We start from the raw sequence: 25,100 nt of genomic DNA, 5'->3' as shown, positions 1-25,100 counted from the left end.
CGGCGGGCTTTAAAACCGCAGCGTCAGCATCCGCGCCAAGGCCCGGTCCTCCGGCCGAGCCGAGCGCATGCGCTGGCGCAGCGTCTGCTGCAGACAGGCGATGAAACAGCTGGCGGCATAGCCATGAACGCGTCCCTGGCGGCCGATCACCCCTATGGTGATGTCCTCCAGCCGTTCCCGCAGCGGCAAGGCCTGCGCCTTGCCGGCGAAGTCCGGACACAATAGCAGCGGCTCCGGGCCGTAGCTGAGCATGCCGGCCTGCACCAGGCCGGCCAGCAGCGCGACCGACTGTGCGCAGACCAGCCGTTCCGGCGCGATGTTCAGGCCATGGCGGGCGAACAGCGCGTTCAGCACCTGGCGATAACTGGCCGGGCTGTAATTGACCACCCAATCCTGTTCCAGCAACTCGGCCAAGGACTGCGCGCGCAACGCCGGGTGGCCGTGGCGGGCGATGACCTGGCAGGCGTGGCTGAACAGCGGCTGCCAGTGAAACTCCTGATTGGACAGGTCGCCGGGCAATGGGCCGATCGCGCAGTCCATCTGGCCGTCGCGCAGCCGCGGCAGCGCCACCGCCTGCAGGGCTTCGAACAGCTCCAGCCGTATCGACGGCAGCCGTTGGCGGAATTGCAACACCACTTCCGGCAGCAGGGTGCGCGCCAGCCAGGGTGTGACGCCTATGCATAGCCTGGCGTCGTGCCGGCCGCGCAGCGCGTCCATCTCATCGCGAGCGCGCTCGATCTGCGTCGAGATCTGGCGCGCATGGGTCAGCAGCGCCTGACCGGGTTCGGTCAGCCGCGCGCCGCTGGCGTGACGTTGCAGCAAGGGCAGCTGTTGGTCTGCCTCCAGTTCGCGCAAGGCCTTGCTGACGGCGGCCTGGGACAGGCCCAGCATGCGCGCGGCGGCGCGGATGCCGCCGCCGTCGGCCAGCGCGATCAGCGCTTGTAATTGTTGCAGCTTCATCTCTCCTCCCTGTCGACAACCAAAAGTGTTCTCGATCACTTTTTCACATCTATTCACCTATTAAGTATTGCGTCTAGTCTTGTCCGTCGTCGCTGTCGCGGCGTCGCCTTGGTTTTCGGTCGCCGCGACAGTGTGCGGCAAGCCGTAAATACCTACCAAGGAGACCACGCCATGAACGACCGCGTCCTGCCCGGCATTCGCGACATCGCCCCGGCGATGATAGCGCTGCGCCACGATATCCACGCCCATCCCGAGCTGGGCTTCGAAGAGGTGGAAACCCGCCGCCGCGTGATCCATTGCCTGCGCGATTGCGGCTACGAGATCCATGAAGGACTGGGCCTGACTGGCGTGGTCGGCACCCTGCGTCGCGGTGAGGGGCCAACGATAGGTCTGCGCGCCGATATGGACGCGCTGCCGATACACGAGGCCACCGGCCTGCCCTGGGCCAGCCGCGTGGATGGAAAAATGCACGCCTGCGGCCACGATGGCCATACCGCGATGCTGCTGGCGGCGGCCTGCGAGCTGGCGCGGCGCGAATCCTGGCGCGGCACGGTGCATCTGATATTCCAGCCGGCGGAGGAGGGCCATGGCGGCTCCGGCGCCAAGCGCATGCTGGACGACGGCCTGTTCCGGCTGTTTCCCTGCGACGCCATCTTCGCGATGCACAATATGCCGGGTTTTCCGGCTGGCCAGCTGGGCTTTCGTCCCGGCCCCTTCATGGCTTCCACCGATACCGCGCTGATCCGCATCCAGGCCACCGGCGGCCATGGCGCGGTGCCGCACAAGGCGGTGGACCCGGTGGTGGTGGCCGCGTCGCTGGTGATGGCGCTGCAAAGCGTGGTGGCGCGCAATGTGTCGCCGCTGGACATGGCGGTGGTGACGGTGGGAGCCATCCTGGCCGGGGAGGCGCCGAACGTGATTCCGCACAGCGCCGAAATGCGCTTGAGCATCCGCGCCTTGAATCCCGAGGTGCGCGCGCTGCTGCGCCGGCGCATCGAGACGCTGGCCGAGGCTCAGGCTGCCGGTTTCGGCGCGCGGGCGGAAGTGGATTACCAGCTTGGCTACCCGGTGCTGGTCAACGATGCGGCCGCCACCGCGCTGGCGCGGCAGGTGGCGCTGGACTGGCTGGGCGAGGATGGGCTGGTGGCGGAGATGCCGCCGCTGACCGGCAGCGAGGATTTTGCCTTCTGGCTGGAGCAGGTGCCGGGCTGCTACCTGATCATAGGCAATGGCGACGGCGAGGGCGGCTGCATGGTGCACAACCCCGGCTATGACTTCAACGACCAGATCCTGCCCTTGGGCGCCAGCTATTGGGTCCGGCTGGTGGAGCATTATCTGGGCGCAGCGGAGGGCGGGCAATGACGGCGGCCGAAGCGACGCTGGCCGCGCGTCCGGCCGCGCCCAGCCGCCGCGCGATCACCGCCATCACCGTGGGCAATGCGCTGGAGTTCTACGACTTCATCGTCTACAGCGCGCTGGCCACCTTGATGGGGCGTTTGTTCTTCCCGTTCAGCGACGAGCCGTTGCTGCAGCTGATGCTGTCCTTCGCGGTATTCGGCACTGGCTTCGTCAGCCGGCCGATAGGCGGCATCGTCATCGGCCTGTACGCGGACCGCAAGGGCCGCAAGCCGGCGCTGCGGCTGAGCTTGTGGCTGATGGCGATAGGCTCGCTGCTGTTCGTGGTGGCGCCCACCTATGCTCAGGCCGGCCTGTTTGGGCCGGCGCTGGTGGTGCTGGGGCGGCTGGTGCAGGGCTTCGCCGTCGGCGGCCAGGTGGGCGCGGCCACCTCGATGCTGATGGAGTACGCCGACGACAAGTCGCGCGGCTACTACTGCAGCTGGCAGTTGTTCAGCCAGGGGCTGGGGGTGCTGGCCGGCACCTTGGTGGTGAGCATGTTGAGCGGACTGCTGCCGGCGGCGGCGATGGACGCTTGGGGCTGGCGGCTGGTGTTCGCCATCGGGGTGCTGGCGATTCCGGTGGGCGAGTATATCCGCAGCCAGCTGGACGAAACCGCCGCCATCGCGGTGGCGCCGCAGGCGGCGGCGACGGCCGAGCCGGCTGGCGTCTTGCTGCGCCAGCATTGGAGGGAGTTGCTGGCCGGGGTATTGCTGACCATAGGCGGCACCGCGCCCACCTTCATCGTCGGCCACTACCTGGCCAACCACGCGGTGACGGTGTTGGGCATGCCGCTGGCGGTGGCGATCTGGGCGGCGTCGACCGCGGCCTTGCTGCAGGTGCTGTTGTCGGTGGCGGCCGGACGCTGGAGCGACCGTATTGGCCGGCGTCCATCCATCCTGTGGCCGCGGCTGGTCCTGCTGCTGCTGATCTATCCCGGCTTCATGCTGGTCAACGCCGTGCCCAGCTGGCCGGTGCTGCTCTTGGTGGTGGCGCTGCTGACGGTGCCGCTGGTGCTGACCTCGGTGCCCAGCATCGCGGTGTTGCCGGAGTTGTTTCCGCGCCGCATCCGCGCCAGCGGCATGTCCATCGTCTATTGCGTGGGCGTGATGATTTTCGGCGGTTTCGCCCAGTTCTTCGCCGCCGGCCTGATCAAGCTGACCGGCAACCCCAATGCGCCGGCGCTGTACGCGGTGCTGTGCATGCTGGTGTCGCTGATAGGCCTGAAGATGGTGCCGGAGACGGCGAACCGGCCGCTGGATTGAGCTTGGGCTGCTGGCCCGGTGTGAGGCCGGGCCGGCGTCACACCGACAGCCGCTGGCGCAGCGTGTCCATGCGCTGCTCCATCGCTTCCGCCGACAGCGGCGCGCCCAGCAGATAGCCCTGCATCGCCGAGCAGCCGAGCTTGCCCAGATAGGCCTGTTGCTGCGGATGCTCGACGCCCTCGGCCAGGGTGTCCATGCCCAGCGCGTTGGCCAGGTGCACGATGGCGGAGACGATGGCGGCGTTTTCCTCGTCCTGCGGCAGGTCGATGATGAAGGAGCGGTCAATCTTGATGGTGTCCGGCGCGAAGCGCTTCAGATAGGCCAGGCTGGAATAGCCGGTGCCGAAGTCGTCTATCGACAGCCGCACCCCCATCGCCTTGATCACCGCCAACTGGCGCGCGGCGAAGTCGGCGTCTTCCATCAGCGTGCTCTCGGTGACTTCGACTTCCAGGCAGTAGCCGGGTAGGCCGCTGGCCTGCAGCGCGTCGCGCACATCGTCGACGAAGTCCGGCCGCGTCAACTGCCGCGCCGAGACATTGACCGCCATGCGCACCGGGCGCAGGCCGCTTTCATACCATTGCGCCGCCTGGCGGCAGGCCTCGCGCAGCACCCAGCGCCCCAGCGGCACCACCAGGCCGGTGTCCTCGGCGATGGGGATGAAGCGCGAGGGCATGATCAGGCCGTGTTCCGGATCGCGCCAGCGCACCAGCGCCTCGCAGCCCAGCAGGCGCTCGCCGCTCATATTGAATTGCGGCTGGTAGACCAGGTAGAGCTCGCCGTGCTCGATGGCGCGGCGCAGCCGGGTTTCCAGGTGCAGCCGCTCCGCCACTTCCACATTCATTTCCCGGGTGTAGAAGCGGAAGGTGCTGCGACCGTGCGCCTTGGCGTGGTACATCGCCAGGTCGGCGTTCATCAGCAGGTTTTGGATGTCGCGGCCGTCGTCCGGCATCAGGCTGATGCCTATGCTGCAGCTGACGCTGAGCTGGTGGGAGCCGAGTTCGAACGGCTGCTGCATCGCGGCCAGCACCCGCTCGGCCACTTGCGCGGCCTCGCCGGGCTGGTCGATGGCGGGTAGGATCAGCACGAATTCGTCGCCGCCGGTGCGGCCGACGGTGTCCAGCGCGCCCACCGCGGCGCCCAGGCGGCTGGCCGCCTGTTTCAGCAGCTCGTCGCCCAGGCTGTGGCCCAGGGTGTCGTTGATGTTCTTGAAGTGGTCCAGATCGACGAACAATACCGCCAACTGTCCCTGGCGCAGTTCGGCCTGGCGGATCGCCTGCTGCAGCCGGTCGTTGATCAGCACGCGATTGGGCAGATCGGTCAGCGCGTCGTATTCCGCCAGATGCTGTACCCGCGCCTCCTGCTCCTTGCGCTCGGATATATCGGTGAACAGCGCCACGTAATGGCTGATCTCACCCTGCTCGTTCAGCAACACGCTGATGTTCAGCCATTCCGGGAAGATGTCGCCGTTCTTGCGGCGGTTCCAGATCTCGCCGGACCACTGGCCGCGCTGGCGCAGCTGCTGCCACATGTTTTCGAAGAAGGCCGGATCGTGGCGGCCGGAGGCGAGCAGGGCCGGGGTCTGGCCCAGCGCTTCGGCCTCCTCGTAGCCGGTGATCGCGCAGAAGGCGCGGTTGACCGCCAGGATGCGATTGTCCGGGTCGGTGACCAGGATGGCTTCATTGCTGGATTCGAACACCTTGGCGGCCAGCCGCAGCTGGCGGTCGGTCTGGCGGCGCGCGGTGATGTCGCGGCCGGTGGCGCACAGATAGTCTTCGCCCTGATAGCCCAACTGGTTGACGGTGACTTCCAGGTACTGGGTTTCGCCGCAGCACTGCAGCTTGGTCTCGAAGGTCCGTGGCAGTTCGCCGGCCGGCAGGCGGAACAGCGCGCGGGTCAGCTCCTCGGCGTCGCAGCCGCAGTCCAGCCGCTGGCGCGCCGCCTGATTGCAGTAGACGATGGCGCCGCCGGCGTCGCGCAGCGCGATCAGGTCGGTGGCGTTGTCCACCATGAAGTGGCTGAGGCGCAGATCGCGCGAGCGCTGTTCCAGCGAGTGGTGGCTTTGTTCCAGGTCCTGGCGATAGCGCTGCACCAGCACATTGAGCCAGCGCAGGAAGCACCAGCAGAAACCGCCGGCGCTGAGCAAGGCCACCAGGGTCAGCAGCAGGGTGGCGGCGATGCGCTCGCGCAGGCTGCGCTCCAGTTCCTGGCGCGCGCGCTGGCTGCTGTCTTCTATTGACTGCACATGCAGGCTGGCCACCAGGGTCCAGTCCCAGCCGGGCAACTGGCGCGCATAGGACAGATAGCGTTCGCCCTGCGGCGCGTCCAGGCTGCTGATCAGGTATTCCATGAAGCCGCCTTGCTTGCCGCGGCGCATCAGTTCGGCGATGCGGCCGCGGTCGGCGCCGGGCAGGGTCGAATAATGCTTGCCGTTCATTGTCGGATTGGCCGGGTCCAGCAGGATCACGCCGCGGTGATCGATGATCATGAAGTCGCCGCTGTCGTGGCCGAAGCGCATGCGTGCCAGCATTTCCAGACCCTGCTTCTGCATGTCGGCCTCGACATTGTTCAGGTATTCGCCGCTGCCAATCAGCCAGTCATAGGGCTGGAAGCGGCGCGCATAGGCCACTTTCTCGCTCATCTCGCCGCTGCCGGGCTGGTACCAGCGATAGGAGCTGAAGCCGCGGCGCTGTTCGTTGGCCACCGATTCGATCAGCGCGCGCATGATGTAGCGGCCCTGGTCGTCGCGGTTGGCCAGCAGCGAACCGCCTTCCAACTGTGGCGCGGTGGGCAGCAGCACGCAGCTGCCGTCCAGGCCGTCGATGAAAAAATAGCCGCGGCCGTCGAAGTAGCGCAGCGGCCGCAAGGCCTCCACGATCAGGCGCTGCACCTGGCGCGGCGGCCGGCGCAGGCGTTCCTGGCGCCAGATGGCGTCGGCCAGCGTCCAGGCCTGGTCCACCTGCTCGCGCAGTCTTTGCTTCAGGGTGTCGTTGGTGCGTTCGCGCAGCGCGGACAGGGTTTGCGCGGCGTGGTCGGCGTAGGAGCGCAGATAGTCGCGCGCGCGCGCGTAAGCGTCCTGGCGTATGGTGTGCTGGCGGGCCTGGAAGTCGTTCCAACTGGTCAACAGGAAATAGCTGGACAGCGTCAGCGCCAGCATGAACACAATGGCGAGCGTGCCAAACAATTGCAAACGGGACAGCTTGGCCTGGTTCAACTCCATTTTTTTGTCGTTATCGCTCGATGGACCCGCCAGTATAAGGGATTATCGCGTTTGTCATGGCAAAATGTCGGGCCGGCGGGCGTGGAATCGGGTAGAATGTCGCCCGGAAGTTGGCCAGACAGTCGCCGCGCGAATTCGCAAGAAGGAGCGGGGAGGAAAGTCCGGGCTCCGTAGAGCAGGATGCCGGTTAATGGCCGGACGCCGTGAGGCGATGGAAAGTGGCGCAGAGAGCTGAACCGCCGATGGCCGGAAGAAGCGTCCGCAAGGGCGTGGATTCTTTATTTCGCCGCGCAAGCGGCGAGACGGATCAGGCAAGGGTGAAAAGGTGTACTGGCCGGGCGAGAGCCCGGTCGGACAGGTAGGGTGTGGTGCCCTATTCTGCGGTAAGAGCGCACCGCGGACGTGGTAACACGGACGGCAGGCAAAACCCCATCCGGAGCAAGACCAAATAGGGGGAATTATCGTTGCTCGCGTTTGTCCCCGGGTAGGTCGCTTGAGCCTGTCGGTAACGGCAGGCCTAGAGGAATGACTGTCCAACGACAAGACCCGGCTTATCGGCCAACTTCCACCTCATCCCTCGCCGGCCCATGGCTTGCCGCTATGGCGCTTGCTCAAAAAATAAGCAAAAAAAATCCACCCGCCGGGAAAAAGGCTTTACAATACCGGCCCTTCAGTCTGCTATCTCCAGAGTTGTCTCCGCATGCGCATTGGTTCGTACTCATTGAAAAACCGGCTTATCGTGGCGCCCATGGCCGGGGTGACGGATAGACCGTTCCGCATGCTGTGCAAGCGCCTGGGCGCCGGCATGGCGGTATCGGAAATGATCACCTCCAACAAGGCCTTGTGGACCACCGCCAAGACCTTGCGCCGCGCCGACCACGCCGGCGAGGTGGAGCCGATCTCGGTGCAGATCGCCGGCTCCGATCCGGCGCAGATGGCCGAGGCGGCGCGGCTGAACGTGGAGCGAGGCGCGCAGATCATCGACATCAATATGGGCTGTCCGGCCAAGAAGGTGTGCAATGTGGCGGCCGGCTCGGCCTTGCTGCGCGACGAGGCGCTGGTGGCGCGCATCCTGGACGCGGTGGTCAGGGCGGTGGATGTGCCGGTGACGCTGAAGACGCGCACCGGCTGGAGCCCGGAGCATCGCAATGCGCTGCGGGTGGCGAAAATGGCCGAGGATTGCGGCATCGCCGCGCTGGCCTTGCATGGCCGCACCCGCGAGGACATGTACCGCGGCGCGGCCGAGTACGACACGATACGCGAGGTGAAGCGGCAGATCGGGATTCCGCTGATCGCCAACGGCGACATCGACACCCCGCAGAAAGCACAGTGGGTGCTGGAACATACCGGCGCCGATGCCATCATGATAGGACGGGCGGCCCAGGGCCGGCCGTGGATTTTCCGCGAAATCCAGCATTTCCTCGAGCATGGCGAGTGCCTGCCGCCGCCGGCGGTGAGCGAGGTGCGCCAGCTGTTGCTGGAACATCTGGATGAGCTATACCGGTTTTACGGCGAATACTCGGGCTGCCGCATCGCCCGCAAGCACATCGCCTGGTACACCAAGGGACTGCAGGGCGGCAACGCTTTCCGCCAGCAGATGTACCAACTCGAGACCACGGCGGAGCAGCGCTTGGCCGTGGCGGCCTATTTCGACCGTTTGGCCGGGGACTCCGAACGGCTGGTGTATTTGGATGGCGCTGGGGAAGCGTTGGACCACGACCTGGAGACGGTGGTGGATGGCTAACTCCAATCAAGACTTGGATAAAATAATAACCATGCAGAACAATGACCATATCTCGCAGTCGGTGCGGCTGGCGATGGAGCAGTATTTTCGCGATCTGGACGGGGAGAATCCCTCGGCCATCTACGACATGGTGCTGGCTTGCGTGGAAAAGCCATTATTGGAGGTGGTGCTGATACACACCCAGGGCAACCAGACGCGAGCGGCGGAGTTGCTGGGCTTGAACCGCAACACCCTGCGCAAGAAGATGAAATCTTATGATTTGATATGAAGACAAACCGGCCACACCGTAACAGGATGGCCGGTTTTTTTTGTGTTCCTTTTTAGTTAACGCGGTAGAGAACCATGAGCAAAATCGAACGCGCGCTGATCAGCGTCTCCGACAAGACCGGCATTCTGGAATTCGCCCAGGCCCTGGCCGCCCAGGGCGTGCACATCCTGTCCACCGGCGGCACCGCCAAGCTGCTGGCCGACGCCGGCGTGCCGGTGACCGAAGTGTCCGACTACACCGGCTTCCCGGAAATGCTGGACGGCCGGGTCAAGACCCTGCACCCGAAAGTGCACGGCGGCATCCTGGGCCGCCGCGACCTGCCGGAACACGTGGCCAAGATGGCCGAGCACGAGATCGGCAATATCGATCTGGTTTGCGTCAATCTCTACCCCTTCGAAGCCACCATCGCCAATCCGGACTGTGCGCTGGAAGACGCGATCGAGAACATCGACATCGGCGGCCCGACCATGGTGCGCTCCGCCGCCAAGAACTGGGCGCATGTGGCCATCGTCACCGACGCCGCCGACTACGCGACGCTGGCCGCTGAAATGAGCGCCAACGGCGGCGCGCTGTCCAAGGCCACCCGCTTTGAACTGGCCAAGAAGGCCTTCACCCATACCGCCGCCTATGACGGCGCGATCTCCAACTACCTGACCAGCCTGGCCGACGGCGCGCTGGCGGGCAAGCCGGAACGCGTGGTCTTCCCCAAGCGCCTCAACGCCCAATTCGTCAAGGTGCAGGACATGCGCTACGGCGAGAACCCGCACCAGGCCGCCGCCTTCTATCGCGACCTGGACCCCGCAGCCGGCTCCATCGCCCATTATCGCCAGTTGCAGGGCAAGGAGCTGTCCTATAACAATATCGCCGACGCCGACGCCGCCTGGGAAGCGGTGAAGACTTTCGACGATACCGCCTGCGTCATCGTCAAGCACGCCAATCCCTGCGGCGTGGCGGTGGCGGCGGACACGCTCAGCGCTTACCGGCTGGCCTTCGCCACCGACACCACCAGCGCCTTCGGCGGCATCATCGCCTTCAACCGCCCGGTGGACGCCGCCACGGTGGAAGCGGTGACCGGCCAGTTCCTGGAGGTGTTGATCGCTCCGGCCTTCACCGACGAGGCCAAGGCCGTCATCGCCGCCAAGAAGAATGTGCGCGTGCTGGAAATCCCGTTGCAGGCCGGAGCCAACCGTTTCGAGCTGAAGCGCGTCGGCGGCGGCGTGCTGGTGCAGAGCCCGGACATCCGCAATGTCGGCCCGGAGGAGTTGCGCGTGGTGAGCAAGCGGCAGCCGACGCCGCAGGAGCTGTCCGACCTGCTGTTCGCCTGGCGCGTGGCCAAATACGTGAAGTCCAATGCAATTGTTTTCTGCAAGAATGGTCAGACCGTAGGTATCGGCGCCGGTCAGATGAGCCGTGTCGACTCCACCCGCATCGCCGCGCGCAAGGCGGCCGACGCCGGCTTGAGCCTGCAGGGCGCGGTGGCGTCGTCCGATGCCTTCTTCCCGTTCCGCGACGGCATCGACGTGATCGCCGAACAGGGCATCAAGGCCATCATCCAGCCGGGCGGTTCGATGCGCGATGAGGAAGTCTTCGCCGCCGCCGACGAGCACGGCATGGCGATGGTATTGACCGGCGTGCGTCATTTCCGCCACTGAGCCGTTTTATCAACCGGGGAGCCGGCTAGCCGGCATCCCCAGCTTATTGACGCTGTTTTCCTGATGAGATCTATTGCATTCTGTTTGGGCGCCGGGCTGCTGGCGCTCGGCAGCCCGGCGGCGCTGGCCGCCGACTACACGGCCGCCGAACCCGGCTTTTGGCAGCGCAGCCGCGACAATGTCGAGGCGACCTGGCGTTCCGATCGCTACGAGCTGTACGTGCCGGCCGTGACCTGGCATAACCGCGCCTTCTACGACAGGGCGAAAATCGACTCCTTCAACGAGCGGCCCTGGGGTCTGGGCTTTGGCCGTTACCGCTACGACGCCGATGGAGATTGGCACGCGCTGTATGCGATGGCCTTCCTGGACTCGCACAAGGATGTCGAACCCTTCGTCGGCTACGCCTACCAGAAAACCTGGCGGCCGCTGGACGGCTGGCGGCTGGGCGCCGGTTTCACCGCCGGCGTCACCGCGCGTTCGGACTATAGCTATATCCCGTTGCCGGCGGTGCTGCCGCTGGTGTCGGTGGAGTATCGCCGGCTGGCCTTGCAGGCCACCTATATCCCGGGCGGGCACAATAACGGCAATGTATTGTTCGCCTGGCTGCGTTGGCAGCTCGATTGAGTGAAGAATCCGGCGCGTTGCGGCGCGCCGTCAAGAACAGATGGAGCATTGACATGAAAGTAATGGTTATCGGCTCCGGCGGGCGCGAACACGCGCTGGCCTGGCGCATCGCCAAATCGCGCCGGGTGTCCAAGGTCTTCGTCGCGCCCGGCAACGCCGGCACCGCGCTGGACCCCAATCTGACCAACGTCGAGCTCGGCAGCGTGGCGGAATGGGTGGCTTTCGCCAAGCAGGAGAAGATCGAACTGACGGTGGTGGGTCCGGAGGCGCCGCTGGCGGCCGGCGTGGTCGATGCCTTCCGCGCCGAGGGGCTGCGGATTTTCGGCCCCACGCAATATTGCGCGCAGTTGGAAAGCTCCAAGGATTTCGCCAAGGCCTTCATGAAGCGCCACGGCATCCCCACCGCCGGCTACGAAACCTTCAGCGACGCTAGCGCCGCCCATGCCTATGTCGACGCCAAGGGCGCGCCCATCGTGATCAAGGCCGACGGACTCGCCGCCGGCAAGGGCGTGGTGGTGGCGCTGACGCTGGACGAGGCGCACGCGGCCATCGACGATATGCTGGTGGGCAACAAGATGGGCAGCGCCGGCGCGCGGGTGGTGATCGAGGACTTCCTGCAGGGCGAGGAGGCCAGCTTCATCGTGATGGTGGACGGCGACCACGTGCTGCCGATGGCCACCAGCCAGGACCACAAGCGCCTGCTGGACAACGACCAGGGTCCCAATACCGGCGGCATGGGCGCGTATAGCCCGGCGCCGGTGGTGACGCCGGCGGTGCACAACCGGGTGATGCGCGAAATCATCCTGCCGACGGTGTTGGGCATGAAGAAGGACGGCCACAGTTATACCGGCTTCCTTTACGCCGGCCTGATGATAGACGCGCAGGGCAACCCGCACACTATCGAATTCAACTGCCGCTTCGGCGACCCGGAAACCCAGCCCATCATGGCGCGGTTGAAGTCCGACTTCACCGTGTTGCTGGAGGCCGGCGTCAACGGCCGCCTGAACCAGGTGGAGGCGGAGTGGGACCGTCGCGTGGCCTTGGGTGTGGTGCTGGCGGCCGAGGGTTATCCGGAAGCGCCGCGCAAGGGCGATCTGATCAGCGGCTTGCCGGCCGAGAGCGAGGACGGCATGGTGTTCCACGCCGGCGTCAGCCTGGACGCGGACAAACAGCTGCGCAGCAACGGCGGCCGCGTGCTGTGCGCGGTGGGCCTGGGTGACAGCGTGAAGATGGCGCAGGGCAAGGCATATGCCTTGGCCGATCAGGTCCATTTCGCCGGCAAGCAGCTGCGCCGCGACATCGGCGCGCGCGCGATAGGCCGCAAGCACTGAGAATCTGTTTACGATCAGCTGCGCGTCGGCGGGATAGTTAGACAAGGGCGTTGAAAACACCTTCAGAATGCTCATGTACCGTTTGTACGCTCCGCTTCTTCCGCTGTTTTCGCCTTGTCTCGCGCTAGCTCGCGAGAGCGTGAACAGGTTCTGAGTCCCGCCGTTGGATAGAGAAACAGCGCCGCAAGCGGCGCTGTTTTCATTTCCGGGCTTGGATCCGGCTCAGCCCAGTTCGGCCTGACGCAGGCCTGGCGCGTCGCAGTCCTTGGCCGACAGCTGCGGTTCTCCGTCCAGCGGCCAGGCGATCGCCAGCTCGGGATCGTTCCAGGCTATGGTTCGCTCCAATTCCTTGAACCAGTAATCCGTGGTCTTGTACAGAAACTCGGCGCTGTCCGACAGGGTGACGAAGCCGTGGGCGAAGCCGGGCGGCACCCACAGCTGGCGCTTGTTGGCGGCGGACAGGTGCACGCCCACCCATTGGCCGAAACTGGCCGAGCCGCGACGGATGTCGACGGCGACATCGAAAACCTCGCCGGCGATCACCCTAACCAGCTTGCCCTGGGCATGCGGCGCCAACTGATAGTGCAGGCCGCGCAGCACGCCCTTGCTGGAGCGGCTGTGATTGTCCTGCACGAAGGGTGCGGCGCAGCCGATGGCGGCTTCGAAGCGCTGCTGATTGAAGCTTTCGAAGAAGAAGCCGCGTTCGTCGCCGAACACGGCGGGTTCTATGATTTTGACGTCGGCAATGGCGGTGTCGATGATGTTCATAAGCGGCTCGTCAGTATCAATAGACAGTCTGGTCCAGCATCGCCAGCAGATAACGGCCGTAGCCGGTCTTCTGCAGCGGCTTGGCCAGTTGGCGCACCTGTTCGTCGCCTATCCAGCCGGAGCGGTAGGCGACTTCTTCCGGGCAGGCCACTTTCAGGCCCTGGCGGCTTTCTATGGTGGCGATGAACTGGCTGGCTTCCAGCATGGATTCATGGGTGCCGGTGTCCAGCCAGGCGTAGCCGCGGCCCATGGTCTGCACCGACAACTGGCCCTGCTGCAAATAGACATTGTTGACGTCGGTGATTTCCAGCTCGCCGCGCGGCGAGGGTCTGATGGACTTGGCGATATCGACCACCTGCTCATCGTAGAAGTAGAGGCCGGTCACCGCGTAATTGGACTTGGGTTGCGCCGGCTTTTCCTCTATCGACAGTGCCTTGCCGTCGGCGTCGAAGGCGACCACGCCGTAGCGCTCCGGATCGTTGACGCGGTAGGCGAACACGCTGGCGCCGCTGTGCTTGGCGTTGGCGTCCTGCAGCAAGGCGGAGAAATCGTGGCCGTAATAGATATTGTCGCCCAGCACCAGCGCCGATGGCGCGCCGGCCAGGAAGCCCTCGCCGATGATGAAGGCCTGGGCCAGGCCGTCCGGGCTGGGTTGCACCGCGTAGCTCAGTCGCAAGCCCCATTGGCTGCCGTCGCCCAGCAACTGCTCGAAGCGCGGCGTGTCCTGCGGGGTGGAGATGATCAGGATTTCCTGGATGCCGGCCAGCATCAGCGTGGTCAGCGGATAATAAATCATCGGCTTGTCGTAGATCGGCAGCAATTGCTTGCTGACGGAAATGGTGGCCGGGTATAGCCGGGTGCCGGAGCCGCCGGCCAGGATGATGCCTTTGCGTGCCTGGGTCATTGCTTGTCTTTCGTTTGCGGCTGGGCGCAGAGTTCGGCCAGCACTTGTTGGACGCCGGTCTCCCAGCGTGGCAGCGCGAGGCCGAAGGTTTGCCGCAGCTTGGCGCAGTCCAGCCGGGAGTTGGCCGGCCGCGGCGCCGGCAGCGGGTAGTCCGCCGTGGCGATAGGCGCGATGTCGGCTGGCCTCAGCCGCAGCACGCAGCCCTGTTTTACCGCTTCGGCGGTCAGCAGTTGAGCATAGCCGTGCCAACTGGTTTCGCCCTGCGCCGCCAGGTGGTAGCTACCGTAGGCGAAGCCGGCCGGATCGCGCAAGTAAGCGCGCAGCAGCGCCACGGTGACGTCGGCGATCAAGGCGGTGGAAGTGGGCGCGCCGATCTGATCGGCCACCACGCTCAAGCTGTCGCGCTCTCGGGCCAGACGCAGAATGGTTTTCAGGAAGTTGCCGCCGTGAGCGCCGAACACCCAGCTGGTGCGCAGGATCAAATACCGCGGCGCGGCGGCGCGCACCGCTTGCTCGCCGGCCCATTTGCTCTGGCCGTAGACCGAGCGCGGCTCGGCCGCATCGTCTTCGCGCCAGGGTCGTTCTCCGGCGCCGCTGAACACGTAATCGGTGGAATAGTGCAGCAACAGCGCCTGGCGCCGCGCCGCCCATTGCGCCAGCAAGGCCGGCGCGGCGGCGTTGACCGCGTGGGCTTGTTCGGGTTCGCTCTCGGCGCGGTCCACCGCGGTGTAGGCGGCGGGGTTGACGATGATGTCGGGCTGGTGGCGTTCCAACGCCTGGCGGATGCTGTCGGCCTGGCCCAGGTCCAGTTCAGCGCGGCTCAGCGCGACGACTGCGCCCAGCGGCGCCAGCGCGCTTTGCAACCGGTGACCGAGCTGGCCGTTGATTCCGGTCAGCAGAATGGTGGGCGCGTGCTCAGCCATAGTGTTGGTTCACCCAGTCGCGATAGGCGCCGCTGCTGACATTGGCGACCCAGTCCTGATGTTGCAGATACCAGGCCACGGTTTTGCGGATGCCGCTGTCGAAGGTTTCCTGCGGCCGCCAGCCCAGCTCGCGCTCCAGTTTGCGCGCGTCTATCGCGTAGCGGCTGTCGTGGCCGGGGCGGTCGGCGACGAAGGCGATCTGCTCGGCGTAGCGGCGCGTCGGGTCGGCCTGCGGCGCCAATTCGTCCAGCAAGGCGCAGATGGTTTTGACCACGTCCAGATTGGTTTTCTCGTTCCAGCCGCCGACATTATAGGTTTCGCCGGGCGTGCCGGCTTCCAGCACCCGGCGGATGGCGCTGCAATGGTCTTTGACGTAGAGCCAGTCGCGCACCTGGCTGCCGTCGCCGTAGATAGGCAGCGGCTTGCCGGCCAGGGCGTTGAGGATGACCAGCGGGATCAGCTTCTCCGGGAAGTGATAGGGGCCGTAGTTATTGCTGCAATTGGTGGTCAGCACCGGCAGGCCGTAAGTGTGGTGCCAGGCGCGCATCAGGTGATCGGACGCGGCCTTGGACGCGGAGTAGGGGCTGTTCGGCTGGTAGCGGTGATTTTCTGTGAACGGCGCGTCGTCGGGGCTCAGCGAGCCGTAAACCTCGTCGGTGGACACATGCAGCAGGCGGAAGGCGGCGCGCTCCGCGTCCGTCAGCTGGCCCCAGTAACCGCGCACGCTTTCCAGCAGATTGAAGGTGCCGACCACATTGGTCTGGATGAAGTCGCCCGGTCCGTGGATGGAACGGTCGACATGGCTTTCCGCGGCGAAGTTGATCACCGCGCGTGGGCGGTGCTCGGCCAGCAGGGCGTCGACCAGCACGCGGTCGCCGATATCGCCGCGCACGAAGACATGACGCGGGTCCTGCTCCAGGGATTTCAGGGTGTCGAGATTGCCGGCGTAGCTGAGCGCGTCCAGATTGACGACGGTTTCGTCGCTCTGCGCCAGCCAGTCCAGTACGAAATTGCCGCCGATGAAGCCGGCGCCGCCGGTTACCAAGATGCTCATAGCGTTCGTTCTTTCAATAACTTGAATCAGGAAACTGGCTCATTGCGGCCGCGGGATGGCGCGGCGGCAAGAGGATGGCAAAAATATTTTATGGGTTCAATGAATGATATCGACAGCTTGGCTAGGTTCCAAATGCTTAAAAATATCGGAGCGGGCCGGTGGAGGAAAGGGGCAGATTTATGGCATTTTTGCAGCCGGTATCGAAAATTCGACATTGGCTTGATGCGGCTTCTTCTAGATTGGAGGCGAGTGGCGCAGGCAGGGCGGTTGCCAGCCGGATACTGCGCCTGATGCCGAGGAGAAGACATCATGAGTCACATCGCACCGGCGGCAGCGCCGGAAGCCGAAGGCCGATGGCGCAAGGTTGCGCATTTCCTACGCCATGAGCGCCGCTGCTGGCGCCGGCTGGCGTATTGGTTGAAACAATTCCACAGCGACAGGCCGCCGCTGCGTTGCTATGCCTGGCGCCCGGCGCCGGAAGACGACGATGGGGATGCGTTGAAGCGCTAGGTCGCCGTCGCGGACAGCGGTACAATGCGGCTTTATTTTCGCATCGCCGCCCATCATCATGAAGTTCACCCCCGGCCGGGAGCGGCCCTTGCCCCGGCTGCCCGGACGCCCGTTGCAGCTCAAAGCCCGCGCCGCGCTGAAACAGGGCGAGGTCATCGCCTATTCCACCGAGTCCTGCTACGGCCTGGGCTGCAATCCGCTGGATGTGCGCGCCATCCGCAAGATTCTGGCGATCAAGGCCAGGCCCAATCACAAGGGGCTGATCGTGATCGCCGCCGATGTCGGCCAGATCCGCCACCTGATCCGCCCGCTGTCCGCCGCTCAATACGCGGAACTGGCGCGCTACTGGCCGGGTCCATATACTTTTTTGCTGCCGGCCTCGCGCCGGGTGCCGCCGGCGCTGCGCGGCAAGCACGACAAGATTGCGGTGCGCGTCACCGCCCATGGCGAGGCCGCCGCGCTGTGTCGCAGCCTGGGCACGGCGCTGGTGTCCACCTCGGCCAACCGCGCCGGCCAGCAATCGCTGAAAACCGCGCGCGCCTGCCAACAGGCTTTCCGCCAGCGAGTGCTGACCCTGCCGGGCCGCATCGGCAAGCGGCGCAAACCGTCCACCATCATTGATTTGGAAACAGGCCGCGTATTGCGCTGAGCCTGGCGATTACAAGAGGAGTTGCCGTGCAACAGATTTCTTTCCTGAGCCTGATCCTGGACGCCAGCTTGATGGTGCAATTGGTGATGGCCGGCCTAGCCTTGATGTCGGTGCTGTCCTGGGCGTTGATTTTCAACAAGATCGCGGTGCTGCGCGCGGCGCGGCGCAATAGCGACGAGTTCGAGCGCAATTTCTGGAGCGGCGCGGACTTGAATCGTCTGTATGAGGATGCCAGCCGCCGCAACGACACCGTGGGCATGGAGCGCATCTTCCAGTCCGGCTTCGCCGAGTTCCTGAAACTGCGCGGCCGCAACGGCACCGAGCTGTCCGACATCATGGCCGGCTCGCGCCGGGCGATGAAGGCGGCGGCGCAGCGCGAGCTGGACACTTTGGACAGCCATACTTCCTTCCTCGCCACCGTCGGCTCGGTCAGCCCTTACATTGGCCTGTTCGGCACGGTGTGGGGCATCATGCATGCCTTCATCGGCTTGGGCAATGCCGGCCAGGCCACCTTGTCCACGGTGGCGCCGGGCATCGCCGAGGCATTGGTGGCCACCGCCATCGGCCTGTTCGCGGCGATTCCGGCGGTGGTGGCCTACAACCGCTTCGCCACCGACGTCGACCGCTTGGCCACCCGCTTCGACAGTTATATGGAAGAGTTCTCCAACATCCTGCAGCGCCTAGCCACGCGTTGAGTCGGCCGCGTCCGCGGCAAAATTAGACTTGCCACGGACATTCCCATACGGCATGGTATCCGGTTCCACTTTCCCGAGCCGCACCATGCCGTTTTCGCGCATCCCCCCGCTGACCCTCGCCGCTTTCTTCGCCCTGTACGTGATCTGGGGCTCAACCTATATGGGCATACGCATAGGCATCGAGTCCTGGCCGCCGATGATGATGGCCGGCCTGCGCTTTTCCCTGGCCGGCTGGCTGATGCTGGCCTATCTGTGGCTGCGCAAATACCCGATGCCGAACGCGCGCGAGCTGGGCGGCGCCGCCTTGCTCGGCGTGCTGATGCCGGCGGTGGGCAACGGCTTGGTCACCGTGGCGGAGAAAGACGTGTCCTCGGGCGTGGCCGCCTTGGTGATCGCCACCGTGCCGCTGTTCACCCTGTTGTTCGCGCGCATGTTCGGTCAAAAGGCGCGCAAGGTGGAATGGGCCGGCATTGGTCTGGGCGTTTGCGGCATGGTGCTGTTGAATATGGGGGCCAATCTGAAGGCCAGCCCCAGCGGCGCAGCGCTGTTGCTGCTGGCCTCCGCCGGTTGGGCGCTGGGTTCGGCCTGGAGCCGCCATCTGGCTCAGCCCAAGGGACCGATGGGCAGCGCCTGGATGATGATCTTCGGCGGCGCGGCCTTGTTGCTGGCCAGCCAGGCTTATGGCGAGAAGCTGCAGGCGATGCCGACTCTGTCCAGCTGGCTGGCCTTGTTTTACCTGGCGGTGTTCGGCTCCATCATCGCTTACAGCGCCTATCTGCACTTGCTGAAGACGGTGTCTCCGGCCGCCGCCACCAGCTACGCCTACGTCAACCCGGTGATCGCGGTTTTGCTGGGCGTGGTCTTCCTCGGCGAGCACATCGGCCTGCACGAGATGCTGGCGATGAGCGTGATCGTGGCTGCGGTGGTGTTGATCAGTTGGCGGCGTTAGAGCCTGTTCAACGCCGTATCGCCGAAGCGCAGCAGACTTTGAACAGATTCTTAGCCCGTCAGTAGCGACATACGCCGTAGCAGGCGCCGGCCCTGGCGCTGGTGTTGAATCACCGCGCCGATATGGGCGGTCAATAGCAGGGCCAAGAGAACGTTGCTGGCGAAGTGCAGCCTGGCCAGCGCTTGGGTGCTTGCTCCGGCCTCCAGGCTGGGCGGCAGCGTGATCAGGCCGAACACGTCGACCGGCCGCTCCATCATCAACCAGCCGCTGGCCAGCGATAAACCACTCAGCAGATAGAGCAGCGCATGCGCGCGGCGCGCCAGCCGGTGCTTGGCCGGCGGAATGCCGGCCGGCGGCGGCATGCGGAAGCTGGCGCGGTAGACGACGCGCAGCAGGAACACGGGCATCAACAGCGTGGTCAGCGCGACGTTGAATGGCGGAATCGCCGCGGCGACGGCGGGCGGCAGCGCGCCGGAGGCGAGCGCGAAGCCGCTGATCATGGCCCACAGGATCACGACTGCGCAAATCCAGTGCAGCCAGGCGGCGATGGGCGGATAGGTCTGGGTCGAGCTTGGCATCGGAATCGGCTTTCTTGCATATCCCGCAGGCGACGCGCGGCAGCCCTCCTGCCTGTGTCGCGGGCATGGCATGGCCGCCGTCCGAGGCGTGGACCCGCGGCAGGAGGAGGGTGGGAGAAACCGGCCTTCCGGGATCGGGAAGGCCGGCGAGTCAGCGCGTCAGAGCTTCAGCCCGCGCGCCGACTAGGCGGGATGCTCAGACCGGTGCCCACAAGGCGGGCTGGCTGGACGGGGTCCAGCCGGCGCCGGCCCAGGCGGTGTGCGGCTGCAGGCAGCGGTACTTCTTGCCCTGATAGCTGACGATCTGGCCGGCGGTGTAGGACACGCCTTCTTTCCAGGCGTCGCCCACCGGCGGCGGGTTGATGCCGCCGTCGCCCTTCTTCAGGTCGATCTGGTAGGTATAGCCCTTGTAGCCGTCATTCAAATACACGCGGTTGGCGGTGGCGCTGCGTTCCGGCGTGATGCTCACCGTGCGCTGCTTCTGGTTCATCACGCCGATGCGGATCGCCTTGGAGCTGGCGTTCACTTTCACGCCCAGCTCGTACGGCCAGTTGGCCATCTGGCCGCTGACGGCGTCCAGCTTGACCTGGATGGTTTCCGCGTCGCCGCCCTTGGCGTCGAACACGCGCAGCGTGGCGGTGCTGTTGTTCGGCAGGTTCTCATAGGCGGTCACCTTGCCGATTTCCTTCCACGGATTGGTCACCGGCGGCGGTTCCGGCGGATTGGTGCCATCGCCGAACACCACGTCGGAGCACGAGTAGAACGCTTCCTCGCTGTCCGCGCGTTTCCAGACATTGAAGATGATGTGCGGACCGCTCTTGCCGGTCGGCAGCTTGGCCACCATGTGGTAGCGCTTGTTGGCGTCCAGCGGCGGATTGCCGGTCACGGTGTGGAAGGGTTGCGGATCCAGGTCCGACCATTTCAGCGGCTTGCTCTGATCCCAGCCGTTCTTGGTCACATAGAACTTGAAGTACTTGGTCTGGTGCGGCGCGGTGGCGTGGTAGACGAACTCGTAGTTGCCGTTGGCGTCCGGCACCAGCTTGGTCTTCGGCCAGTCGGTGCGCGCCAGGTTGAAGCCCTTGAACTTGTCCTGGCCGCCGGCGCAAAGCTTGCCGTCCGGCACCACCGCCGCGTGATTGTCGCCCTGCGGATTCTGGTTGATGCCGTTCCAGTCGTACATGGCCTGGGTACCGCCCACGCGGCGGGCTTCCTGGCAAGCGGCGGACTTGGGCGATTCCGCGCCTTCCTTGAAGCAGCTATAGGTACGGTTGATCGGCACTTCCATGGTGCCGTGGGCCCAGAGCGGCGCGCTGAGGCAGGCCAGGGCGAGGGCGGCGGGAAGGCGCAGTTGTGGTTTCATTCTGACTCCTTTGAGCTACGAGTGGTATGCAAGCGCCCAGCAGTTTGCCGAGCAGTCCAATCATCATATGGATGTCATATGATTTAAAATGTGACGACTATTTTTAATGTAAGTTTGGCGATGGGTACTATTGCCATACTTACTGTGTGGTCTTGCATCCGCTTGATTCTTGCAAAAAACGCTCATCCACAGACCTGTCCCGACGGTCACGGCGCGAGAGGCCGTCATTTTTTCCTGCCAAATCATCCCTTTGTCGTTTTGCTGCCATGCAGCAAGCTGACGGTAAGGCGGGCAAATAAAATGGTATTGACGTGGTATTAATGTGGTATTAACGTTCGCGGTATGCCAGCAGCGCTGGATTCGCGCGGTGCTCGTGTCGGAGATGCCAGCTTGGGGACGCCGGTTATACACTGGTGTTTTCAGACCACTTGCAGACAACCCATGGAAAATCGCTGGCTAGCATTGAAACCGGATGAAACCCTGACCACGCCGCTGTATCTGCAGCTGTCGCGGAAACTGGCCGACGCCATCAACGCCGGCTGGTGGCAGGCGGACGAGGCGCTGCCGTCGGAGCGCACGTTTTCCGAAGAACTGGGCATTTCGCGCGTGACGGCGCGCAAGGCGATGGATGTGCTGCTGGAGCAGGGCCTGATTCGCCGGCGCCAGGGCTCGGGCACCTTCATCACGCCGCGGCTGGAACAGCCCTTGTCGCGGCTGACCGGCTTTACCGAACAATTGCGCCAGCGCGGCTTCGTGCCGTCGTCGGTGTGGCTGGAGCGCGGCGTGTTCGCGCCCAGCAATGAGGAAGTGATCAAGCTGGGGCTGTCGCCCACCTCGCAAGTGTCGCGGCTGAAGCGCCAACGCTTGGCCGACGGGGTGGTGATGGCGATCGAGATGACGACGCTGCCGGTGGCTTATCTGCCGGAGCCGCAGCAAGTGGGCACCTCGCTGTACGCCCATCTGGACGCCAACGGCCATTCGGTGGTGCGCGCGCTGCAGCATATCCGCGCGGTGAACGCCTCCGGCGACATCGCCACGCTGGCCGGCATCCGCCCCGGAGAAGCGATGTTGCTGATCACCCGCATCGGCTTCAACGCCGAGAACATCGCGATTGAATTGACCGATACCTATTGCCGTAACGACTACTACGATTTTGTTGCCGAACTGAGACGATGACCCAACACCGAGTGCTGCAAGGACGCATCCTGACCGAAGCCGGCTGGATGGACGGCGAACTGAAACTGGCTGCCGACGGCCGCATCGAGGCCATAGACGCGCGGCTGGCTTCCGGCCGCGCGGTCGAACGCTATCTGCTGCCGGGCTTCATCGACCTGCACGTCCATGGCGGCGGCGGCGTCGACATCATGGAAGGCGGCAGCGCCGCCGAAAAGGTGGCCAGGCTGCATGCGCGCTTCGGCACCACATCCTTGCTGGCCACCACCATGACCGCGCCGCCGGACGAGATCGAACAGGTGTTGCGCGCGCTCGGTTCCTCCTGTCGTGAACGCCGTCCCGGCGGCGCCCGCATCCTGGGCGTTCACCTGGAAGGCCCCTACATCAACCCCGGCAAGTTGGGCGCCCAGCCGGACGACGCCTGTCGCGCGGTGATGGCCCAAGTGGACGCCTACCGCGCGCTGGCGCCGGTGTCGCTGATCACGCTGGCGCCGGAAATCGCTGGCCATATGGACATCATCCGCCAGTTGGCGCAGCAGGGCGTCAAGGTACAGCTGGGTCATACCCTGGGCAGTTACGAAGACGGGGTGCAGGCGCTGGAGCAAGGCGCGTCCGGCTTCACCCATCTGTTCAATGCGATGAGCGGCCTGCACCACCGCGAGCCCGGCATGGTGGGCGCGGCGCTGGCGCATGCCGAGTACGCCGAGCTGATTCCCGATCTGCTCCACGTCCACCCCGGCGCGATCCGTGCCGCCCTGCGCTCGATTCCGCGCCTGTACTGCGTTACCGATTCCACCGCCGCCGCCGGCATGCCGGACGGCGAATACAAGCTGGGTTCGCACTCGGTGACCAAGTGCATGGGCGGCGTGCGCCTGGCCGACGGTACCCTGGCCGGCAGCACGCTGACCACCGATCAGGCGCTGCGCAATCTGGTGTCCATCGGACTGCCGCTGGCCGATGCGTCGAACCGCATGTCCTTGTACCCGGCCGACTACCTGGGCCTGGCCGATCGCGGCCGCCTCGCCGCCGGCGCCTGGGCCGACATCGTGGTGATGGACGCGGATTTGAATTTGCAGCAAGTCTACGTAGAGGGAGAACAGATTGGCCTCGTTGATGCTTGAAGAAGCGCTGTACGCCGCCGAAGCGGTGGCCGCGCAGCATATGTACGCCGATGAAGCGCTGGCCGCCTTGGGCCGCGCGCTGGCGGCGGAACGCCCCAGCCTGGCGCTGACCGTGGCCCGGGGCAGTTCCGACCACGCCGCCAATTATTTCGCCTACCTGGCGATGCAGCGCCTGGGCGTGCCGGTGGTGTCCTTGCCGATGTCGCTGATCACCCTGCATCAGGCGCCGCTGGCGGTGAAGGGCCAGTTGGCGGTGGCCTTGTCCCAGTCCGGTCAGAGCCCGGATCTGATCGACACCATGAAGGCGCTGGGCGCCGCCGGCGCGCGCACCGTGGCGCTGGTCAACAAACATCAATCGCCGCTGGCCGCCGCCTGCGAATGGGCGGTGCCCTTGTGCGCCGGCGACGAGAAAAGCGTGGCCGCCACCAAGAGCTATATCGCCACCCTGTCCGCGGTGGCGCGTCTGGTCGCGCACTGGCAGGGCGATGAAGGCCTGCTGGCCGCGCTGGCCAATCTGCCGCAGCGCCTGACCGAAGCCACGCGCCAGGACTGGCGGCCGGCGGTGGACGCGCTGGTGGACGCCGAACGCATCATGGTGGTGGGCCGCGGCCTGGGCTTCACCGTGGCGCTGGAAGCCGCGCTCAAGTTCAAGGAAACCTGCGTGATCCAGGCCGAGGCCTTCTCCGGCGCCGAGATCAAGCACGGCCCGATGGCGCTGATCGACGATGGCTATCCGCTGCTGATTTTCGCGCCGCGCGGACCCGAGCAGCAGGGGCTGATCGAATTGGCCGCCGAGATGCGCGGTCGCGGCGCCAAGGTGCTGTTGGCCGCGCCGGCCGATGTCGCCAGCCGCGACCTGACGCTGGCATTGGCCGACGACCCGGCGCTGGACCCGCTGCTGGCGGTGCAGAGCTTCTACCTGATGGCGGCGAGCCTGTCCGAGGCGCGCGGCCTGAACCCCGACGTGCCGCGCCATCTGTCCAAGGTGACCTGCACCCGCTGAGCGCTCGGCGCGCAGCACCGCACCAGAAGAAAACCGCGCCCCGATCAGCCATGCGAATCGGGGCGCGTCGCAAGCGCCCGCCGTTGTCGGCGGGCTCGCCGCCAGGGCCGATAGGGACCGGCCCGGCGCGGCGCTCAACAACAAGATGGAGGAGTCCCCATGTCTGCTACGCTCGAACTCACCGCGCCGTTCGACGGCCCGGCGGTAGCGCTGAACCGGGTGCCCGATCCGGTGTTCGCCGGCCTGATGATGGGCGACGGCCTGGCGATAGAGCCGCTGTCCGGCACCCTGCTGGCGCCCTGTGACGGGGAGGTGGCGCAGCTGGCGCGCACCGGTCACGCGCTGACGCTGCGCGCGGCCAATGGCGCGGAAGTGCTGATCCATATCGGCATCGATACCGTCAAGCTGGACGGCGACGGTTTCCGGCCCCTGGTGCGGACCGGGGAGCGCGTGCGTCGCGGCCAGCCGCTGATCGAGGTGGACCTGGACGCGGTGGCGCGCCGCGCGCCGTCGCTGCTGACCATGGTGGTGATCGCCAATGGCGAGGACTACGCGGTGGAGCATAAGGCGGAAGGCATGCTGCAAGCCGGGCGCACCCCGTTGCTGACGTTGAGCGGCGGCGGCAATGGAGCCGAAGACCTGGCCGACGAGGGCCCGCAAAGCCGCGGCCAGGCCACGGTGCGCCATGCCGGCGGCCTGCACGCGCGGCCGGCGGCCTTGGTGCAGAACGCGGCGCGCCAATATCGCGCCAGCGTGCGGGTGGAATTCAACGGCCAGGCGGCCAATGCCCGCAGCGTGGTGGCCTTGATGGGCCTGGGCGTGGCCGAGGACGACGATGTGGCGGTGCTGGCCCAGGGCGAGGATGCCGCCGCGGCCGCGGCCGCGGTGATCGCCGCCTTGCAGACCCGCACCGAATCCGTCCACGTCGCGCCGGCGACGGCTTGCCTCTTATACACA

General features: G+C 65.5%; 23 protein-coding genes and 1 other RNA gene. 16 read left to right on the top strand and 8 right to left on the bottom strand.

From position 1 onward, the window contains the following. Positions 1-9 precede the first annotated feature (9 nt). Positions 10-960 (bottom strand): LysR family transcriptional regulator, encoded by a 951-nt coding sequence (locus LQT98_RS20415; protein ID WP_231464758.1) that lies wholly within the window; start codon positions 958-960, stop codon positions 10-12. Between the two features lie 171 nt (positions 961-1,131). Here LQT98_RS20415 and LQT98_RS20410 point away from each other — a divergent pair, with 171 nt between their 5' ends. Together LQT98_RS20410 and LQT98_RS20405 are read left to right on the top strand one after the other, a co-directional pair. Continuing rightward, the gene (locus tag LQT98_RS20410; RefSeq protein ID WP_231464756.1) at positions 1,132-2,322 is read left to right on the top strand and encodes a M20 aminoacylase family protein; all 1,191 of its coding nucleotides are present in this window, start codon (positions 1,132-1,134) and stop codon (positions 2,320-2,322) included. Continuing rightward, positions 2,319-3,620, top strand: a complete 1,302-nt coding sequence (locus tag LQT98_RS20405; protein ID WP_231464753.1) for an MFS transporter — start codon at positions 2,319-2,321, stop codon at positions 3,618-3,620. Before LQT98_RS20410 ends, LQT98_RS20405 begins: the two co-directional genes overlap by 4 nt. 37 nt (positions 3,621-3,657) lie before the next feature. Here LQT98_RS20405 and LQT98_RS20400 read toward each other — a convergent pair whose 3' ends face one another. Continuing rightward, entirely contained in the window at positions 3,658-6,837 is a 3,180-nt protein-coding gene (locus LQT98_RS20400; protein ID WP_231464751.1) for a bifunctional diguanylate cyclase/phosphodiesterase, read from the bottom strand. Positions 6,838-6,943: 106 nt separating this feature from the next. Between LQT98_RS20400 and rnpB the strand changes: the two genes are divergently transcribed. The 6 genes from rnpB to purD all read left to right on the top strand — a co-directional run bounded on the left by rnpB (position 6,944) and on the right by purD (position 12,456). After that, positions 6,944-7,407, top strand: an RNA gene (rnpB, locus tag LQT98_RS20395) — RNase P RNA component class A. A gap of 130 nt (positions 7,408-7,537) precedes the next feature. Then, entirely contained in the window at positions 7,538-8,581 is a 1,044-nt protein-coding gene (dusB, locus tag LQT98_RS20390) for a tRNA dihydrouridine synthase DusB (protein ID WP_048407963.1), read from the top strand. A 31-nt stretch (positions 8,582-8,612) separates the two neighbouring features. Next, complete coding sequence (gene fis / locus LQT98_RS20385; protein WP_019100932.1) at positions 8,613-8,849, top strand: DNA-binding transcriptional regulator Fis; 237 nt, start codon at positions 8,613-8,615, stop codon at positions 8,847-8,849. Between the two features lie 74 nt (positions 8,850-8,923). Further along, positions 8,924-10,501, top strand: a complete 1,578-nt coding sequence (purH, locus tag LQT98_RS20380) for a bifunctional phosphoribosylaminoimidazolecarboxamide formyltransferase/IMP cyclohydrolase (RefSeq protein ID WP_231464749.1) — start codon at positions 8,924-8,926, stop codon at positions 10,499-10,501. A 63-nt stretch (positions 10,502-10,564) separates the two neighbouring features. After that, positions 10,565-11,125, top strand: a complete 561-nt coding sequence (gene pagP / locus LQT98_RS20375) for a lipid IV(A) palmitoyltransferase PagP (RefSeq protein ID WP_231464747.1) — start codon at positions 10,565-10,567, stop codon at positions 11,123-11,125. Between the two features lie 53 nt (positions 11,126-11,178). Further along, positions 11,179-12,456 (top strand): phosphoribosylamine--glycine ligase, encoded by a 1,278-nt coding sequence (gene purD, locus LQT98_RS20370; protein ID WP_048407966.1) that lies wholly within the window; start codon positions 11,179-11,181, stop codon positions 12,454-12,456. Between the two features lie 222 nt (positions 12,457-12,678). Here the strand turns inward: purD and rfbC are convergent, their stop codons facing one another. Genes rfbC through rfbB form a run of 4 tightly spaced genes read right to left on the bottom strand, consistent with a single transcriptional unit; the run spans position 12,679 to position 16,105 of the window. Continuing rightward, the gene (rfbC, locus tag LQT98_RS20365) at positions 12,679-13,224 is read right to left on the bottom strand and encodes a dTDP-4-dehydrorhamnose 3,5-epimerase (protein WP_048407967.1); all 546 of its coding nucleotides are present in this window, start codon (positions 13,222-13,224) and stop codon (positions 12,679-12,681) included. Between the two features lie 16 nt (positions 13,225-13,240). Next, complete coding sequence (gene rfbA / locus LQT98_RS20360) at positions 13,241-14,128, bottom strand: glucose-1-phosphate thymidylyltransferase RfbA (RefSeq protein ID WP_231464745.1); 888 nt, start codon at positions 14,126-14,128, stop codon at positions 13,241-13,243. Beyond that, positions 14,125-15,051 (bottom strand): dTDP-4-dehydrorhamnose reductase, encoded by a 927-nt coding sequence (gene rfbD / locus LQT98_RS20355; protein ID WP_231464743.1) that lies wholly within the window; start codon positions 15,049-15,051, stop codon positions 14,125-14,127. The genes rfbA and rfbD overlap by 4 nt, the downstream gene beginning before the upstream one ends. After that, positions 15,044-16,105 carry a dTDP-glucose 4,6-dehydratase gene (gene rfbB / locus LQT98_RS20350; protein ID WP_231464741.1) on the bottom strand — a complete coding sequence of 354 codons (1,062 nt, stop codon included), beginning with the start codon at positions 16,103-16,105 and terminating at the stop codon, positions 15,044-15,046. The genes rfbD and rfbB overlap by 8 nt, the downstream gene beginning before the upstream one ends. Positions 16,106-16,414: 309 nt before the next feature. On the opposite strand from rfbB, the gene LQT98_RS20345 reads away from it, so the two are divergent. The 4 genes from LQT98_RS20345 to yedA all read left to right on the top strand — a co-directional run bounded on the left by LQT98_RS20345 (position 16,415) and on the right by yedA (position 18,908). Then, entirely contained in the window at positions 16,415-16,615 is a 201-nt protein-coding gene (locus tag LQT98_RS20345; protein WP_231464739.1) for a hypothetical protein, read from the top strand. A gap of 58 nt (positions 16,616-16,673) precedes the next feature. Then, a complete protein-coding gene (locus LQT98_RS20340) occupies positions 16,674-17,264 on the top strand; it encodes an L-threonylcarbamoyladenylate synthase (protein ID WP_231464737.1) in 591 nt (196 codons plus the stop codon). 26 nt (positions 17,265-17,290) lie between these two features. Beyond that, positions 17,291-17,959 (top strand): protein TolQ, encoded by a 669-nt coding sequence (gene tolQ / locus LQT98_RS20335; protein WP_082150817.1) that lies wholly within the window; start codon positions 17,291-17,293, stop codon positions 17,957-17,959. Between the two features lie 85 nt (positions 17,960-18,044). Then, entirely contained in the window at positions 18,045-18,908 is an 864-nt protein-coding gene (gene yedA / locus LQT98_RS20330) for a drug/metabolite exporter YedA (RefSeq protein ID WP_231464735.1), read from the top strand. A gap of 50 nt (positions 18,909-18,958) precedes the next feature. On the opposite strand, the gene LQT98_RS20325 is transcribed toward yedA, so the two are convergent. Both LQT98_RS20325 and LQT98_RS20320 read right to left on the bottom strand, forming a co-directional pair. Then, positions 18,959-19,486 (bottom strand): cytochrome b, encoded by a 528-nt coding sequence (locus LQT98_RS20325; RefSeq protein ID WP_048407972.1) that lies wholly within the window; start codon positions 19,484-19,486, stop codon positions 18,959-18,961. A 196-nt stretch (positions 19,487-19,682) separates the two neighbouring features. After that, positions 19,683-20,846: a lytic polysaccharide monooxygenase gene (locus LQT98_RS20320; RefSeq protein ID WP_231464733.1), complete on the bottom strand. Its 1,164-nt coding sequence runs from the start codon at positions 20,844-20,846 to the stop codon at positions 19,683-19,685. Positions 20,847-21,287: 441 nt separating this feature from the next. Here LQT98_RS20320 and LQT98_RS20315 point away from each other — a divergent pair, with 441 nt between their 5' ends. The 4 genes from LQT98_RS20315 to LQT98_RS20300 all read left to right on the top strand — a co-directional run. After that, complete coding sequence (locus LQT98_RS20315; protein ID WP_048407974.1) at positions 21,288-22,022, top strand: GntR family transcriptional regulator; 735 nt, start codon at positions 21,288-21,290, stop codon at positions 22,020-22,022. Then, the gene (gene nagA / locus LQT98_RS20310; RefSeq protein WP_156183694.1) at positions 22,019-23,140 is read left to right on the top strand and encodes an N-acetylglucosamine-6-phosphate deacetylase; all 1,122 of its coding nucleotides are present in this window, start codon (positions 22,019-22,021) and stop codon (positions 23,138-23,140) included. Before LQT98_RS20315 ends, nagA begins: the two co-directional genes overlap by 4 nt. Continuing rightward, positions 23,133-24,143 (top strand): SIS domain-containing protein, encoded by a 1,011-nt coding sequence (locus LQT98_RS20305; protein WP_231464731.1) that lies wholly within the window; start codon positions 23,133-23,135, stop codon positions 24,141-24,143. The genes nagA and LQT98_RS20305 overlap by 8 nt, the downstream gene beginning before the upstream one ends. A gap of 159 nt (positions 24,144-24,302) precedes the next feature. Beyond that, the coding region (locus tag LQT98_RS20300) for a glucose PTS transporter subunit IIA (protein ID WP_231464728.1) at positions 24,303-25,100 on the top strand (798 nt) is incomplete at its 3' end.

The sequence above is a fragment of the Chromobacterium aquaticum genome (assembly GCF_021129195.1).
GTDB lineage: Bacteria > Pseudomonadota > Gammaproteobacteria > Burkholderiales > Chromobacteriaceae > Chromobacterium > Chromobacterium aquaticum.
Note: the sequence above shows the minus strand (reverse complement) of the source record. Positions and strands in the feature narration are given on the sequence as shown.

Bases quoted from the DNA above. Each gene is read 5' to 3' on its own strand.
- LQT98_RS20415 (WP_231464758.1), bottom strand. From the start codon at position 960: ATGAAGCTGCAACAATTACAAGCGCTGATCGCGCTGGCCGACGGCGGC.
- LQT98_RS20410 (WP_231464756.1), top strand. From the start codon at position 1,132: ATGAACGACCGCGTCCTGCCCGGCATTCGCGACATCGCCCCGGCGATG.
- LQT98_RS20405 (WP_231464753.1), top strand. From the start codon at position 2,319: ATGACGGCGGCCGAAGCGACGCTGGCCGCGCGTCCGGCCGCGCCCAGC.
- LQT98_RS20400 (WP_231464751.1), bottom strand. From the start codon at position 6,837: ATGGAGTTGAACCAGGCCAAGCTGTCCCGTTTGCAATTGTTTGGCACG.
- dusB (WP_048407963.1), top strand. From the start codon at position 7,538: ATGCGCATTGGTTCGTACTCATTGAAAAACCGGCTTATCGTGGCGCCC.
- fis (WP_019100932.1), top strand. From the start codon at position 8,613: ATGCAGAACAATGACCATATCTCGCAGTCGGTGCGGCTGGCGATGGAG.
- purH (WP_231464749.1), top strand. From the start codon at position 8,924: ATGAGCAAAATCGAACGCGCGCTGATCAGCGTCTCCGACAAGACCGGC.
- pagP (WP_231464747.1), top strand. From the start codon at position 10,565: ATGAGATCTATTGCATTCTGTTTGGGCGCCGGGCTGCTGGCGCTCGGC.
- purD (WP_048407966.1), top strand. From the start codon at position 11,179: ATGAAAGTAATGGTTATCGGCTCCGGCGGGCGCGAACACGCGCTGGCC.
- rfbC (WP_048407967.1), bottom strand. From the start codon at position 13,224: ATGAACATCATCGACACCGCCATTGCCGACGTCAAAATCATAGAACCC.
- rfbA (WP_231464745.1), bottom strand. From the start codon at position 14,128: ATGACCCAGGCACGCAAAGGCATCATCCTGGCCGGCGGCTCCGGCACC.
- rfbD (WP_231464743.1), bottom strand. From the start codon at position 15,051: ATGGCTGAGCACGCGCCCACCATTCTGCTGACCGGAATCAACGGCCAG.
- rfbB (WP_231464741.1), bottom strand. From the start codon at position 16,105: ATGAGCATCTTGGTAACCGGCGGCGCCGGCTTCATCGGCGGCAATTTC.
- LQT98_RS20345 (WP_231464739.1), top strand. From the start codon at position 16,415: ATGAGTCACATCGCACCGGCGGCAGCGCCGGAAGCCGAAGGCCGATGG.
- LQT98_RS20340 (WP_231464737.1), top strand. From the start codon at position 16,674: ATGAAGTTCACCCCCGGCCGGGAGCGGCCCTTGCCCCGGCTGCCCGGA.
- yedA (WP_231464735.1), top strand. From the start codon at position 18,045: ATGCCGTTTTCGCGCATCCCCCCGCTGACCCTCGCCGCTTTCTTCGCC.
- LQT98_RS20325 (WP_048407972.1), bottom strand. From the start codon at position 19,486: ATGCCAAGCTCGACCCAGACCTATCCGCCCATCGCCGCCTGGCTGCAC.
- LQT98_RS20320 (WP_231464733.1), bottom strand. From the start codon at position 20,846: ATGAAACCACAACTGCGCCTTCCCGCCGCCCTCGCCCTGGCCTGCCTC.
- LQT98_RS20315 (WP_048407974.1), top strand. From the start codon at position 21,288: ATGGAAAATCGCTGGCTAGCATTGAAACCGGATGAAACCCTGACCACG.
- nagA (WP_156183694.1), top strand. From the start codon at position 22,019: ATGACCCAACACCGAGTGCTGCAAGGACGCATCCTGACCGAAGCCGGC.
- LQT98_RS20305 (WP_231464731.1), top strand. From the start codon at position 23,133: ATGCTTGAAGAAGCGCTGTACGCCGCCGAAGCGGTGGCCGCGCAGCAT.